Source organism: Asanoa sp. NPDC050611, from assembly GCF_040654855.1.
In the GTDB taxonomy this organism is placed as follows: domain Bacteria; phylum Actinomycetota; class Actinomycetes; order Mycobacteriales; family Micromonosporaceae; genus Asanoa.
Genome location: NZ_JBFAIU010000014.1, coordinates 1 through 13,852, shown reverse-complemented (window position 1 = coordinate 13,852; position 13,852 = coordinate 1). Strand labels below are relative to the sequence as shown.

General features: G+C 70.6%; 12 protein-coding genes. 8 read left to right on the top strand and 4 right to left on the bottom strand.

Going from position 1 to position 13,852, the window contains the following annotated elements; all coding sequences use genetic code 11:
* Positions 1 to 40: 40 nt before the first annotated feature.
* On the bottom strand, positions 41 to 991 hold the full coding sequence (locus tag AB0H87_RS04105; RefSeq protein ID WP_360139261.1) for a serine hydrolase: 951 nt from the start codon (positions 989 to 991) through the stop codon (positions 41 to 43).
* Between the two features lie 4 nt (positions 992 to 995).
* Complete coding sequence (locus tag AB0H87_RS04100; RefSeq protein WP_360139258.1) at positions 996 to 1,964, bottom strand: hypothetical protein; 969 nt, start codon at positions 1,962 to 1,964, stop codon at positions 996 to 998.
* 329 nt (positions 1,965 to 2,293) lie between these two features.
* On the opposite strand from AB0H87_RS04100, the gene paaA reads away from it, so the two are divergent.
* From paaA to paaE, 5 genes are read left to right on the top strand one after another with little or no spacing between them, the layout of a single operon-like run.
* Entirely contained in the window at positions 2,294 to 3,346 is a 1,053-nt protein-coding gene (gene paaA, locus AB0H87_RS04095; RefSeq protein ID WP_360139254.1) for a 1,2-phenylacetyl-CoA epoxidase subunit PaaA, read from the top strand.
* A complete protein-coding gene (gene paaB / locus AB0H87_RS04090; protein ID WP_360139251.1) occupies positions 3,343 to 3,624 on the top strand; it encodes a 1,2-phenylacetyl-CoA epoxidase subunit PaaB in 282 nt (93 codons plus the stop codon). The genes paaA and paaB overlap by 4 nt, the downstream gene beginning before the upstream one ends.
* Positions 3,621 to 4,328, top strand: a complete 708-nt coding sequence (gene paaC / locus AB0H87_RS04085) for a 1,2-phenylacetyl-CoA epoxidase subunit PaaC (protein WP_360139248.1) — start codon at positions 3,621 to 3,623, stop codon at positions 4,326 to 4,328. Before paaB ends, paaC begins: the two co-directional genes overlap by 4 nt.
* The gene (paaD, locus tag AB0H87_RS04080) at positions 4,322 to 4,786 is read left to right on the top strand and encodes a 1,2-phenylacetyl-CoA epoxidase subunit PaaD (protein ID WP_360139390.1); all 465 of its coding nucleotides are present in this window, start codon (positions 4,322 to 4,324) and stop codon (positions 4,784 to 4,786) included. Before paaC ends, paaD begins: the two co-directional genes overlap by 7 nt.
* Positions 4,787 to 4,788: 2 nt before the next feature.
* On the top strand, positions 4,789 to 5,895 hold the full coding sequence (gene paaE / locus AB0H87_RS04075) for a 1,2-phenylacetyl-CoA epoxidase subunit PaaE (protein WP_360139245.1): 1,107 nt from the start codon (positions 4,789 to 4,791) through the stop codon (positions 5,893 to 5,895).
* Here the strand turns inward: paaE and AB0H87_RS04070 are convergent.
* Complete coding sequence (locus AB0H87_RS04070) at positions 5,883 to 6,704, bottom strand: SWIM zinc finger family protein (protein ID WP_360139242.1); 822 nt, start codon at positions 6,702 to 6,704, stop codon at positions 5,883 to 5,885. The genes paaE and AB0H87_RS04070 overlap by 13 nt on opposite strands.
* Positions 6,704 to 9,538: a DEAD/DEAH box helicase gene (locus AB0H87_RS04065; RefSeq protein ID WP_360139239.1), complete on the bottom strand. Its 2,835-nt coding sequence runs from the start codon at positions 9,536 to 9,538 to the stop codon at positions 6,704 to 6,706. The genes AB0H87_RS04070 and AB0H87_RS04065 overlap by 1 nt, the downstream gene beginning before the upstream one ends.
* An 85-nt stretch (positions 9,539 to 9,623) precedes the next feature.
* Between AB0H87_RS04065 and mqnC the strand changes: the two genes are divergently transcribed.
* The 3 genes from mqnC to AB0H87_RS04050 all read left to right on the top strand — a co-directional run bounded on the left by mqnC (position 9,624) and on the right by AB0H87_RS04050 (position 13,712).
* Complete coding sequence (gene mqnC / locus AB0H87_RS04060; RefSeq protein ID WP_360139236.1) at positions 9,624 to 10,814, top strand: cyclic dehypoxanthinyl futalosine synthase; 1,191 nt, start codon at positions 9,624 to 9,626, stop codon at positions 10,812 to 10,814.
* Between the two features lie 334 nt (positions 10,815 to 11,148).
* Entirely contained in the window at positions 11,149 to 12,345 is a 1,197-nt protein-coding gene (locus tag AB0H87_RS04055) for a cell wall anchor protein (protein ID WP_360139233.1), read from the top strand.
* Between the two features lie 221 nt (positions 12,346 to 12,566).
* Positions 12,567 to 13,712 (top strand): LPXTG cell wall anchor domain-containing protein, encoded by a 1,146-nt coding sequence (locus AB0H87_RS04050; protein WP_360139230.1) that lies wholly within the window; start codon positions 12,567 to 12,569, stop codon positions 13,710 to 13,712.
* The last annotated feature ends 140 nt before the right edge of the window (positions 13,713 to 13,852 follow it).

Here is a 13,852-nt window from a genome sequence, read left to right as displayed (position 1 = left end):
GTTATCGAGCCGACACGGTCCGCACTCGAAAACTCGGACGCTAGCCTTCCGCCGCCGCTGCCCGGAGTTGCACGCCGACCTGCTTACAGATGTTCGCGCCGTACGTGTAGCCCTTGCTGATGTCGTACTTGGTCATCACGCCGATGACCCAGCCGTCGCCGATCGCCATGCAGCTGACGTGGTACTCCTGCTCCCGCGTCCGGTCGACCCAGCCGTTCTTGATGGCGATCTTCTTCTGCTCCGCCGCCGGGAACGCCTTGCGCGGGCCGAAGTCGCCGGTGCCGCGCACGGCGCGCATCTCGTCGAGCAGATACTTGGTCCACTTCGGGCCGGCCGCGGTGCCGTTGGCGATGCAGGCGCCCAGCCGGGTGATGTCCGCGGGGGAGAGCATCGTGCGGCTCCACCCGCCGTCGGCGGAGACCTTGCTGTCCTTCAGCTTGCACATGGAGATCAGCCGCTTGATCGACGGGGAGCCGCCGTTCGCCTCGTAGAGCGACTGAGCCGCGTTGTTGTCGCTGTCCCGGATCATCGTCTCGACCTGGGCCATCCGCGACGCGCTCGGCTCGGTGCCCTGTTCGGCCGACCGGCGCAGGAAGTCGGCGCCGATCCACGACTTGATCAACGAGGCGGTGGTGCTCAGCTCGGTGCGGTCGGCCGGGCCGGACATCTGCCCGGTACGGGTGTCCAGCAGCGCCCAGGAATACCAGCCGCTGTGGTCGATGTCGACGTCGGTCGCCTTCACCGGCAGCGGCGCGAGGGTGGCGTCGGGCTTCGGCTCGGGCTTGGCCGGCGACCTGCTCGGTGTCGGGTCCGGGTCGCCCGCGGCACCGGTGGCGCTCCCGGCGTCCTCCCAGCGCGCGGCGGCCCGGGCCGCCAGCGGTGACCCGGGCCAGAGCCGCATCCCCGCGACCCCGAGGGCGGCGAGGACGACGAGTATCGCGACAACTGTCGTCGTGCGCCGGGACCGGCGCTTTCTGGGGGGAGTGTTCAACTGCTCAGCCTTGGCTGCCGGCGGACGAGGGGATGCGCAGCGCCGCGCCGACCTTGGGCGTCACGAGCTGGGTGGCGGTGTCCTGGCACACCTTGGCACCGTACGACAAAGGCTTTGAACTGGGGTAACGAGTCTGCACGGCGAGTACCCAATCCTTGCTGATCGCCATGCAGCTGATGTGCCAGTCGCCGTCGTAGACGAGCGGGGTCCAGCCGTTCTTGAAGCTGATCGGGCCTTCCTTGGCGACGATCTCCTTGGGCAGGCCGTCGATGATGCCCCAGCGACCACCGCCGGAGGACTTCCCCTGCTGTGTGACGCTGCCGCGCACCTTGCTCATCTCGCTCAGCACCAGCGGCGTGTACTTCTTACCGGCCGCCTTGCCGGACGTGATGCACTGGCCGAGCCGGGTGACGTCCTGCGCGGACATCTCGGTGAAGCTCCACCAGCCCTCGTAGCCCTTCACGGTGCCGAGGTGGGTGTTCTTCAGCCCGCAGGTGCTGATCATGCGCTTGGTCTGCGTCGTCCCGCCCGCGGCAGAATTGATCTTGCCCGCGTCGTTGTCGTTGCTGTCGCGGATCGCCCGTTCGATGGACGCCTTCTGGCCACTGGAGAGCGTCTTGCCGCCCTTGTCGAGCTGGTGCAGGTAGTCGGCGACGATCCACGTCTTGATCATCGACTCGGTGGAGCTGGTCTCTTTCGCGCTGTTCTTCGAGCCGGAGATCTTGCCGGTCTTGAGGTCCATCAGCGCCCAGGCGTAGAAGCCGTCGACCTTGACCGAGACGGGGCCGGGGGCGAGCGTCGGCTGGGGTGGTTCGACCACCTTTGGGGGGATCGTCGGCGCGGGTCCGGCTGCGGCGGCCGTCGCGGTGGCGCCGCCGCTGTCGTTCAGCTTGGCGTAGGCGGCGGGCACGAGCAGTACACCGCCGAGCAGCAGTGCGGCGATGGCGAGCACCATAACCACGCGAGGACGCATGAGGGGTGATCTCCGGTTGTTTTCAGGCCGGGGGGGTGGCTCTCGGTAACCGATCGCGGGGGAAGGCGATCTACCGCGTCGAAGTCTACGGCGCTGCCCGCCGCGACGGCATGGGCGAAAATGCCGTCAGCCCGCCGAAAACCCCCTCATTCGGGCAGGTTCGGCGATGCAAGTTAAGGAAATCTTATGCGTTTCAGGTGACGCACCTCATGGTCCACAGTGGAACGGTGAGGACGCGGACCGAAAGCAGTTACTCACTCAGGGTGACGGTCGTCGCGGGTTTGTTACAGGTGCTGGCTTGTGTGTCAGGAAGCTGTAACACTGTAGGCATGTACGGGAATGACTTCGCCGGCCCGGATGCCGGGTCCGACGGTGGTCTCCTCGGGCAGGTCGAGGCCGCCGAGGCGGCGCTGCGCGCCGCCGCGCACCGTGGTCGGGTCGAGGGTGACCCGGCGGCTCTCCAGGACTACTTCGACGCGGTGATCGCCGCCGACCAGAAGATCGAGCCGCGCGACTGGATGCCCGAGGCGTACCGGCGCGGTCTGGTCCGCCAGATCGCCCAGCACGCGCACTCCGAGATCATCGGGATGCAGCCCGAGGGCAGCTGGATCACCCGTGCACCCTCGCTCAAGCGCAAGGCGATCCTGCTCGCCAAGGTCCAGGACGAGGCGGGGCACGGCCTTTATCTCTACGCGGCCGCGGAGACCCTCGGGGTCAGCCGCGCGGAGCTGGTCGACATGCTCCTCGACGGCCGCCAGAAATACAGCTCGATCTTCAACTACCCGACGCTGACCTGGGCCGACATCGGCGCGATCGGCTGGCTGGTCGACGGCGCGGCGATCGTCAACCAGGTCCCGCTGTGCCGCTGCTCCTACGGGCCCTACGCGCGCGCCATGATCAGGATCTGCAAGGAGGAGTCCTTCCACCAGCGGCAGGGCTACGAGATCCTGCACACCTTGTCGCGCGGCACCCAGGCGCAGCACGAGATGGCGCAGGACGCGGTCGACCGCTGGTGGTACCCGTCGCTGGCGATGTTCGGCCCGCCGGACACCGACTCCACCCACTCCGCGCAGTCGATGGCCTGGAAGATCAAGCGGTTCTCCAACGACGACCTGCGCCAGCGCTTCGTCGACATGTGCGTGCAGCAGGCCGGTGTCCTCGGCCTCCGGATCCCCGACCCGGACCTGCGCTGGAACGACGAGCGCCAGGCACACGACTTCACCGCGCCCGACTACGACGAGCTGATGCGGGTGATCAAGGGCGACGGCCCCTGCAACACCGAGCGGATGGCCCACCGCAACCGGGCACACACCGAGGGCGCCTGGGTGCGCGAGGCGGCCGCGGCGTACGCCGCCAAGCAGAAGGAAGCGGTGGCCGTATGAGCGGCGAACCATTGTTCGAGGTGTTCGTGCGGCCGCGGCGCGGCCTGTCGCACACCCATGTCGGCAGCCTGCACGCGCCCGACGCCGCCATGGCCCTGCGCAACGCCCGCGACGTCTACACCCGGCGCGAGGAGGGCGTGTCCATCTGGGTCGTGCCCGCGACCGAGATCACCGCGTCGAGCCCCGACGAGAAGGACGCGTTCTTCGACCCGGCCGCCGACAAGGTCTACCGGCACCCCACCTTCTACGACGTCCCCGACGGAGCGCAGCACCTGTGACGACGGTCGACTACGTCCTCCGCCTGGGCGATGACGCGCTGGTCACCGCCCAGCGCCTCGGCGCCTGGTACGCCGCCGGCCCCGAGATGGAGGAAGACGTCGCGCTGGCCAACATCGCGCTCGACCAGCTCGGCGCCGCGCGGCTCCTGCTGACCTACGCCGGCGAGCTGGAGAGTGCGGGGCGCGACGAGGACGCGCTGGCCTACCAGCGGTCGGCGGGCGAGTTCCGCAACTGCCGGCTCGTCGAGCAGCCCGAGCCCGACTTCGCTTTCGTGATCGGCAAGATGCTGCTGCTCTCGGCGTTCCAGCTTCCGCTGTACGAGGGGCTGGCGAGCGCCGGCGACGAGCGGCTCGCGGCGATCGGTGGCAAGGCGTTGAAGGAGTCCGCCTACCACCTCGACCACAGCACACTGTGGACGCTGCGGCTCGGTGACGGCACCGACGAGTCACACCGGCGCATGCAGGGCGCGCTCGACGCGCTCTGGCCGTACACCGGTGGCCTGTTCGTCGATTCCGCCGAAGGCCCGGTCGCCTTCGCGAGCCTCCGGGACACCTGGCGGTCCAGCGTGGAAGACGTGCTGCGGCGCGCGACGCTCGACGTGCCGCCGCCCGCCGCGGAGCCGACCGGCGACCGCCCGCACCTGGTCGCACTGCTCGCCGAGATGCAGGAGCTGCACCGCGCCCATCCGGGGGCCCGCTGGTGACCGCCCGGGAGGCGGTGGCCGCGGTCGTCGACCCGGAGCTGCGCGTGGTCACCATCGACGAGCTCGGCATCCTCCGCGACGTCGAGACCGACGCCGCCGGCCACGTCACCGTCACCATCACGCCGACCTACACCGGCTGCCCGGCGATGGACGTGATCCGCGCCGACATCGGTGCCGCCCTGCGCGCCGCCGGGCACGCCGACCACGAGGTCCGCACCGTCTTCGCGCCCGCCTGGACCACCGACTGGATCTCGCCCGGCGGCCGGGCCAAGCTCGCCGCCGCGGGCGTGGCGCCGCCCGGCCCCACGCGCCCCGTCACCCTCTCGATCGCGGTCCGTTGCACGCATTGCGGCTCACCCGACACGGAGCAGCTCAGCCGCTTCGGCTCGACCGCGTGCAAGGCCCTGTGGCGGTGCCGCGCGTGCGGCGAGCCGTTCGACGCGATGAAGGCGCACTGACGATGAGCGTGACGATCAGCCGGCCGACCCGCCGGCGCCCGGTCTTCCACCCGCTGCCCGTCGCGGCCGTCGACCGGCTCACCGACGACGCGGTCGCGATCACCTTCGCCGTGCCCCCGGAGCTGCGCGAGCAGTTCGCGTTCCGGGCCGGGCAGCACCTCACCGTGCGCAAGGTCGACGACGGTGACGCGCGGCGCTCGTACTCCATCTGCTCGACGCCGCTGGAACTGTCGACTGCCGGCGTGCTCCGGATCGGCGTCAAGGAGATCCCCGGCGGGGTGTTCTCCAGCTACGCGGCCGGCGCCCTGCGGCGCGGCGACGCGATCGACGTGATGCCGCCGCTGGGCAAGTTCACGTCCGCGTTCGAGGCCGGCCGGCAGCGGCACTACGGCGCGATCGCCGCCGGCTCGGGCATCACGCCGGTGCTGTCGCTGGTCGCCACCGCGCTCGCGGTCGAGCAGGACAGCCGGTTCACCCTGCTCTACGGCAACCGGTACGCGCGCAGCGTGATGTTCGCCGACGAGCTGGGCGACCTCAAGGACCGCTACGCCGCCCGGCTGCACCTGGTGCACGTGCTCTCCCAGGAGCCCGGCGAGTCCGAGCTGCTCTCCGGCCGCATCGACGCCGACCGGCTGGCCCGGCTGCTCGACGTGCTCGTGCCCGCGGGCAGCGTCGACGAGTGGTTCCTGTGCGGGCCGTACGGGCTGGTCACCGACGCCCGCAACGTGCTCGCCAACCGCGGCGTCCCCGGCGGCGCCGTGCACACCGAGCTGTTCCACGTCGACGACGTGCCCGAACCGCCGCGCCGCGCGAGCACCGCCGACGACGCCGCGCCGGTCGAGGTCTCCGTGCTGCTCGACGGCCGGGTCTCCACGCTGCGGATGCGCCGCGACGAGCGGGTCCTGGACGCGGCGCTGCGGGTGCGCTCCGAGCTGCCGTTCGCCTGCAAGGGCGGGGTCTGCTCGACCTGCCGGGCGCGGATCGTCGAGGGCGAGGTCACGATGGCCCGCAACTACGCGCTCGAGCCCGACGAGGTCGCCCGCGGCTACGTGCTCACCTGCCAGTCCAGCCCGGTCAGCGACAAGCTGGTCGTCGACTACGACGGCTGATCGTCACCGAGCCCGCGGTAGAGCGGGCGCAGCAGGTCGACCAGCGGGATGTGCCGCACCCTCACCTTCGGCGGGTCGAGCACACGCAGCAGCAGTTCCGGCGGCGCGGACGCGCCACCGGGCAGCTCCTTGAGCTTGGCCAGCGACGTGGCGGGCTCGTAGAAGTTGTCGACGGTCAGCGGCCGGTCCGGCACGTCGAGCGGGTCGGCCGGTGGCTCGTCGGTGACCGGTCCACGCAAGGCGGCGAGCAGGTCGTCGCGCTGCCGGCCGCGCCACGCGAGCACCCGGAACGGGTCGTCGTCGAACGCCTCCGCGAGCAGGTAGAGCACCGCGGAGAGGTGCTTGCACGGAAAGCCCCAGTCGGGGCAGGTGCAGCTCATGTCGAGGTCGGTGGGGAACAGCGGCAGGCCGAGGTCGTCGAAGACCGCGAGGATCTGGATGGGCATCTCGCCAGCGAGCAACTTGGCCCGGAACACCGCCTGGTCGGCCAGCGCCTCCTCCACGCGGGTCCAGGCTTCCGGCTCGTACACCGGGATCTTGATCTCGACCTGGTACGGCTCGGTGCGCGAACCCTGCACCCGGGAGCGCACCCGCCCGGGCTCGAGGTCGAGGTCGAGCACCTGGCCGGCGCGGGCGTAACGGCGGCCACGCTCCAGGCGGCCCTTGTCGCAGATGCCCTCGAGGATGTCGATGAACCGGCGGGACCACCACTCCTCGCCGATCCGGCCGCGGCGCGAGCGGGCCTTGATGCCGCCCTCGACCTTGATCGCCTTGCCGCCCTCGAACCAGCCGTCGGGACCGACCGGCATCAGCCCACCGCCTTCGGGTCGAGCGCGAACAGGTCGCGCAGCTCCTCGGTGGACAGCTCGGTCAGCCACTCCTCGCCGGTGCCGACGACGCGCTGCGCCAGGGCCTTCTTCCGCTCGATCATCTCGTCGACCCGCTCCTCGATGGTGCCGGTGCAGACGAACTTGCGGACCTGGACGTTGCGGGCCTGGCCGATCCGGTACGCCCGGTCGGTGGCCTGGTCCTCGACCGCCGGGTTCCACCACCGGTCGACGTGGATGACATGGTTGGCCGCGGTCAGGTTGAGCCCGGTGCCGGCGGCCTTGAGCGACAGCAGGAAGATCATCGGCTCGGGGTCGCTCTGGAACCGGGTGACCAGCTCGTCCCTTTTCTGCTTCGACAGTCCGCCGTGCAGCCAGAGCACCGGCCGATCCAGATGGGCGGCGAGATAGGGCTGGAGCAGCGAGCCGAACTCGGCGTACTGCGTGAAGACCAGCGCCTTGTCGCCCTCCTCGACGATCTCCTCGGCCAGCTCCTGCAGCCGGGCGAGCTTGCCGGACCGCCCGGCCAGCTTGGACCCGTCGCGCAGCAGGTGAGCGGGGTGGTTGCAGACCTGCTTGAGCCGGGTCATCGCGGCCAGCACGTTCCCGCGCCGCTCGATGCCCGCGCTGGACCCGATCTTGTTGAGCATGTCGTCGACGACGGCCTGGTAGAGCGCGGCCTGCTCCGGCGTCAGCGGGCACCAGACCTTCATCTCCAACTTGTCGGGCAGATCGGAGATGATGGTCTTGTCGGTCTTCAACCGCCGCAACACGAAGGGCCCGGTGGCCCGCTTCAACGCGGCCGCGGCGTCCTCGTCCTGCCGCACCTCGATGGGCTCCTGATACCGCCGCCGGAAGATCTTCGCGGGCCCGAGCAGCCCAGGGTTCGCGAAGTCCATGATGGACCAGAGCTCGGCAAGATGGTTCTCGACCGGCGTACCGGTCAACGCGAGCCGGGTTCGGGCGGGAATGGCCCGCACGGCCTGCGACTGCCGGGTGCCGGAGTTCTTGATGGCCTGCGCCTCGTCACAGACGACCCGCCCCCACTCGACGGCCTGCAGTGCCGCGAGATCCCGCAGGGCGGTGCCGTAGGTGGTGATCACGAGATCGGCGTCCGCGAGCCGCGCGACCTCGCGCGTAGCACCGTGATGCACGTAAACGTCGAGGGAGGGCGCGAACTTCTCGGCCTCCTTGCGCCAGTTACTGACGAGCGACATAGGACAAACAAGCAACGTGGCACCGACGGCCCCACGCTCCCGCTCACTGACCAGCAACGACAACGTCTGCGCGGTCTTGCCCAAGCCCATGTCGTCCGCGAGGATGCCGCCGATGCCCAGGCGCGTCAGGAAGTCCAGCCAGGACAGGCCGCGTTCCTGGTACGGGCGCAGCCGGCCCTGGAAGGCTTCCGGTGTCGGGGTCGGGCGTAGGCGTTGGTCCGCGTCGCCCGCGAGGAGGTCGCCCAGCCAGCCGTCCGCGTCCACCGCGACCAGTGGCAGCTCCTCGTCGCCGCCCGCGGCCACCTGGCTGAGCACCTCGGCGATCGTCATCTCGCCCGTGCGGTGCTGCTCGACCGCCCGGATCGCCGCCGAGAGCTGCTTGTCGTCGAACTCGACCCAGCGGCCCTTGACCCGCAGCAGCGGCACCTTGAGGCGGGCCAGGTCGTGCAGGTCCGCGGCGCTGATCTCCTCGTCGCCGGCCATCAGGTCGACCGTGAAGTCGACCAGCTGGTCCTTGCCGACGCCCTGCGCGGCCAGCGCCTTGCCGCCCGGTGCCGACTTCGCGCGCGTGGTCAGCTTCAGGCCCAGGCTCTTGCGGCCCGCCCACGCCGGGAGCTGCACCCCGAAGCCGGCCGCCTGCAGCAACGGCGCCGCCTGGCGTAAGAACGTGTGCGCCGCCGCCGTGTCCAGGCGCGTCTCCGTCGGCTGTGCCTCGCGCAGGGCCTCGTCCAGCGGTGGGAACAGGCGCACCGCGCGACCGAGCCCCGCGAGCAGCGTCTCGTCCGGGCGGGCGGGCAGGCCCGGCACGCGCTGGCCCGCCCAGACGACCTCCGCGGGCACGTACAGCGACGGGTCGTCGACCGACTGCAGCGCGAACTCGAGGTCCCACCGGTCCGTGGTCGGCAGGGGCTCGACCAGCCGGAAGCAGACCCGGACGGGCTCGTTGGCCTGGTGCGCCGCGCGGTGCCAGCCGTCGAGGGCCGTCCGCAGCGCGGCCAGCTCCGGGCGCTGCGCCGTCGTCACCGTCACCGTCGGGTCGGCGGCGGTCAGGGCCAGCATCCACCGGTCCGCGACCGGCGCCTTCGGCCCGGGGCGGTGGCCGAGCAGCAGGCGGTCGGGGAAGGCGCGGCGCGCGGCCGCGTCGGTGAACGCCGCCAGCAGGCCGCGCAGCACCTCGCCGGGCGGCGCACCGTCGGCGGCCCGGACCGCGTCCGGCAGCGCGGCGGCCAGCTCGCGGAACGCGGCGGCGTCCCGGCCGGTGAGCACGGGGCGCCAGCGGGCGGTGTGCGCGCCGGCCGCGGTGACCAGCGCCGGGAGCAGGCGACCACGGCGGAGCAGGCCGCGGGCGTACGCCGCGACGACCGCGAGGTAACGCAGGTCGCCGCCGGGTGTCCAGTCGGGATCGTCCGACAGTCCGTCCAGCAGGTCGAGCGCCTCGGCGGGCGACAGCAGCCGCGCCTCGACGGGCACCGGGGCCAGCGTGTCGTCGACCGGCAGGGTGAGCGTCAGCGTGACCGGTTCGCCGGGAACGTCGGGTGGCGCGATCTCGCCCCAGAGCCCCAACCGCCCGTCGGCCCAGAAGCCGTGAACCACCTGCACCCTGACGAACCCCTTCTACGCGACGCTCGACACTACCCGCGCGGTCCGCGTGGCTGCCTCTTCGGCGCGGGTTAGGCTCGGGTGCGTGGAGAACCGGCGGGAGATCAACGACGTACTGCAGCGGGGCGCTGACGGCGGGCGGATCACCGCCGAGGAGGCGCTGCTGCTCTACACCGAGGCGCCGTTCCATGCGCTGGGTGAGGCGGCCGACGCGGTGCGCCGCCGCCGCTATCCGGACGGCATCGTCACCTACCTGATCGACCGCAACATCAACTACACCAACGTCTGCGTGACGGCCTGCAAGTTCTGCGCCTTCTACCGCGCGCCGAAGCACGCCGAGGGGTGGACGCACCCGACCGAGGAGATCCTTCGCCGTTGCGGCGAGGCCGTCGAGCTCGGCGCGACGCAGGTGATGCTGCAGGGCGGGCACCACCCCGACTACGGCGTCGAGTACTACGAGGAGCTGTTCAGCTCCGTGAAGGCCGCGTACCCGCAGCTGGTCATCCACTCGATCGGCCCGTCCGAGATCCTGCACATGGCCAAGGTCTCGGGCGTGAGCCTCGACGAGGCGATCTCCCGCATCAAGGCGGCCGGTCTCGACTCGATCGCCGGCGCCGGTGCGGAGATGCTGCCCGACCGGCCGCGGCGGGCGATCGCGCCGCTGAAGGAGTCCGGCGCGCGCTGGCTCGAGGTGATGGAGATCGCGCACACGCTCGGCCTCGAGAGCACCGCGACGATGATGATGGGCACCGGCGAGACCAACGCCGAGCGGATCGAGCACCTGCGGATGATCCGCGACGTGCAGGACCGCACCCGCGGCTTCCGCGCCTTCATCCCCTGGACCTACCAACCCGAGAACAACCACCTCAAGGGGCGTACGCAGGCGACCACGCTGGAGTATCTCCGGCTGATCGCGGTCGCCCGGCTGTTCTTCGAGACGGTCCCGCACCTGCAGGCGTCGTGGCTGACCACCGGCAAGGACGTCGGCCAGCTCGCGCTGCACATGGGCGTCGACGATCTCGGTTCGATCATGTTGGAGGAGAACGTCATCTCTTCCGCCGGTGCGCGGCATCGGTCCAACTTGCACGAGCTGATCTGGATGATCCGGTCCGCGGGCCGGATCCCCGCGCAGCGGGACACGCTCTACCACCACCTGCGGGTGCACCACACGCCGGCCGACGACCCGACCGACAAGCGCGTCGTCTCGCACTTCTCGTCGATCGCGATGCCGGGTGGTGGGGTCGGCACGCCGCTGCCGCTGGTCGAGCTCCACTGAGAAGCGGAGCGCGCTGAAAACGTTTCAGCACGGCCTTCGGCAACATTTCGGCAACGGTCAGCACACGAATCGTGCCGCTTGCTAGCGAGCGGTTTTGCGCGGTCGATAGCGTCCCTGACGTCGCCACCCGAGCGACCCGAAGCGCGCTCATGAGACGCCGACCGCCAGAGCGGTCGTACATATAAAGCCGAGGCGGGATGGGAAACCATCCCGCCTCGGCGTTTTGTGCCCATCCCGGTCTAGCGCCGCGCGGGGTTGTCCGGTTACCGTGCGCTGTTCCCATTCCCGTGCGTCACACAGGCAACATTTGCCTCTCAGCCCCCACGAGGAACAGATGAACTCCCGTTTGCGCGCCGCCCTCGTCCGCGCCGGTGCGGCCACCGTGTTGTCGGTCGGCCTCCTCGCCGTCGCCGGGCCGGCATACGCGGCTGACGGCCCGGACGTCGCCGTCACCCCCATCAGCACCGTCATCGCCAAGGGCGTCAAGGAAGCCAAGGCGAAGCCGTTCCAGGTGGAACTGCGCAACTTCGGCGACGTCGACGCGAGCGACGTCTCGGTCAAGGTCGACCTGTCCAACCTGAAGGGAAAGGTTGGCTTCGTCCAGCCGGAGGGCTGCACGAAGGCCGGCCCGGCCGCCTACGCCTGCCCGATCGGTGACATCGCCGCAGGCCAGGACGTCGTCATCGGCATTCCGCTGTTCAACGCCAACGGCCGGAAGGGCGAGGGCGGCTACTTCTCCGTCGACGCCATCGTGCCGGGCGACACCGACGAGGCGAACAACCACGCCGACGTCGACGTCACGGTCGCACCGAAGGGCTACGACCTGACCGTGTGGGCGCAGGACGTCTACGCCGGCGTCGTGGCCGACGGTGACGAGGTCGGCGAGGAGACCCGGGCGCCGGTCCCGCCGGGCGGCACCGCGCCGTTCGACTCGGCGATCTTCAACGACGGCAGCGCGCGCGTGGTCGGCATCGCCTACGCGGTGAAGCTGCCTGACCACGTGTCCGTCGCGTCCATGCCGAACGGCTGCGAAGTGCGCGAGGACGGCATCAACGGCATCGTCTGCGAGGACGACGAGGTCGTGCTCAAGCCGGGCGAGGTGCTGCTTCCCGAGATCACCGTCAAGGTCGCCGACGACGCCCCGGTCGGCGTGCTCACCGGCGGCGTCATCAACGCGATCGGGCTCGACCCGGGCGCCACCGACGCGGAACCCGCGGGTGACGAGGCGCGGATGGCCACCCAGGGCCAGCGCAAGCAGTTCACCGAGACCGACGAGGCCGACAACCAGGCCCGGTTCGAGGTGTTCGTCGGCACCGCGCCGACCGGGACCCCGACACCGACGCCGACGCCGACGCCGAGCGTGCCGGGCAACCCCGACGTGCCGGGCGGTGGCAACGCCGGTGGCGACGGGGGCCTGCCGGTCACCGGCCCGCAGACGGCGCTGATCGCCGGCGCCGGTGCGGCCATCCTCCTCGCGGGCGTCGTGCTCCTGCTGGCCAGCCGCCGGCGCCGCACGTTCTCGGCCGAGTAAGCGACCAACGACGATGTGAGGGCGGGGCGCGAGCCCCGCCCTCACATCGTTTCCGGTCACTGTGGTGTCACTGTGAGCTTCCTGTGAGTCGACCGTTCGGTCAATGTCCCGAAGCCTTTGGGCTTTCTTAGGTTCGCAGGTCACATCGGGGCGGCGAGGGATATCGCGGCTCGCTACTGTCCCCGCTCATATTCCCTTCCTTCACCCCACGGGGGACTTTGATGAAGCTTCGCAACCGCGTCCTGCTGCGTGCGGGCGTGGCCGCGGCAGCGGCTGTCGCGGCGTCCGTCGCGTTCACCGCGCCCGCGTTCGCTGACGACACCGCCGACCTGGGCGTCAAGCTCGAGGGCACCACGATCGCCGCCAACGCCGAGGGCAAGTTCCCGACCGTTTCGCTTTCCAACGCAGGCCCGAGCGACGCGCAGGGCGTTGTGGTCACGTTCGACGTGAGCGAGGTCCTGAACGATCTCATCCAGTTCGGCGAAGAGGACCTGTGTGGCGGGCCGGAGAACGGCAAGATCGTTTGCTCGCTGGCGGACCCCATCCCCGCCGGAGCCGAATACGACCTCGAGCTGCCGATGACGAAGAAGACCGACGCCACCGGCTCGGCCGGCAGCGTGACCGTCACCATCGAGCACGCGGGCACCGACAAGAACGAGGCCAACAACTCGGCAACCGCCGAGATCGTCCTCAGCGAGGAGAGCGGCGCGGACCTGCGGGTGTGGGCGCACGACGTCTACGGCTACAACGCCGACGAGGACGCTTTCACCGGTGAGCCGGTGGTGCCGGGCACCGAGTCGTTCGTGCTGGTCCAGATCCTCAACTACGGCGACAAGACCGCCAAGGGCGTCAAGGTCACCGTGTCGCTCCCGCAGCACGTGACCTTCACCGAGCCCGAGCCCGAGTGCGAGTTCAGCGCCGACAAGCGCACGGCGACCTGCGCATACGCGGCCCTCGAGCTGGTGCCGTGGGGCATGCACTCCGGCGACGGCGTGCCGAACTTCTTCTGGGCCGTCAAGGTTGACGAGAGCGCGCCGGCCCCGGCCACCCTGCACGGCACGGTGACCGCCGCGGCGATCGACGAGGCCGAGGTCGAGGTCCCGGCGGCGGCGGCGCGCAACGCCGGCCCCAAGGCGGAGGTCGCGCTGCCCGAGAACTTCAAGGACATCGACGCGACCGACAACACCGACGAGTTCGGCGTGTTCGTCGCCGCGGCCGGCGGCGAGGGTGGCGGCGGCGGCCTGCCGGTCACCGGCCCGGCGGCCGGCATCATCGGCGGCGTCGGTGGCGCGGTGGTCATCGCCGGCGCGGTGCTGTTCTTCCTCGCGCGGCGGCGTCGCATCGTCACGGTGACCCCGGACGCGTAAAGACAAAAGCAGTATTGACGGCCCGCTCCCACCTCGGGAGCGGGCCGTTTGATAAAGATGCCAGGTTACGCCATCCAACCAGGACAAGCAGCCGCACAATGTCGCCGAGATTTTAGTCGGGGGGGCCGATCGCTACGACC

Coding starts and splice junctions, on each gene's coding strand:
- AB0H87_RS04100 (WP_360139258.1), bottom strand. CDS start 1,964: ATGCGTCCTCGCGTGGTTATGGTGCTCGCCATCGCCGCACTGCTGCTC.
- paaA (WP_360139254.1), top strand. CDS start 2,294: ATGTACGGGAATGACTTCGCCGGCCCGGATGCCGGGTCCGACGGTGGT.
- paaB (WP_360139251.1), top strand. CDS start 3,343: ATGAGCGGCGAACCATTGTTCGAGGTGTTCGTGCGGCCGCGGCGCGGC.
- paaE (WP_360139245.1), top strand. CDS start 4,789: ATGAGCGTGACGATCAGCCGGCCGACCCGCCGGCGCCCGGTCTTCCAC.
- AB0H87_RS04070 (WP_360139242.1), bottom strand. CDS start 6,704: ATGCCGGTCGGTCCCGACGGCTGGTTCGAGGGCGGCAAGGCGATCAAG.
- AB0H87_RS04055 (WP_360139233.1), top strand. CDS start 11,149: ATGAACTCCCGTTTGCGCGCCGCCCTCGTCCGCGCCGGTGCGGCCACC.
- AB0H87_RS04050 (WP_360139230.1), top strand. CDS start 12,567: ATGAAGCTTCGCAACCGCGTCCTGCTGCGTGCGGGCGTGGCCGCGGCA.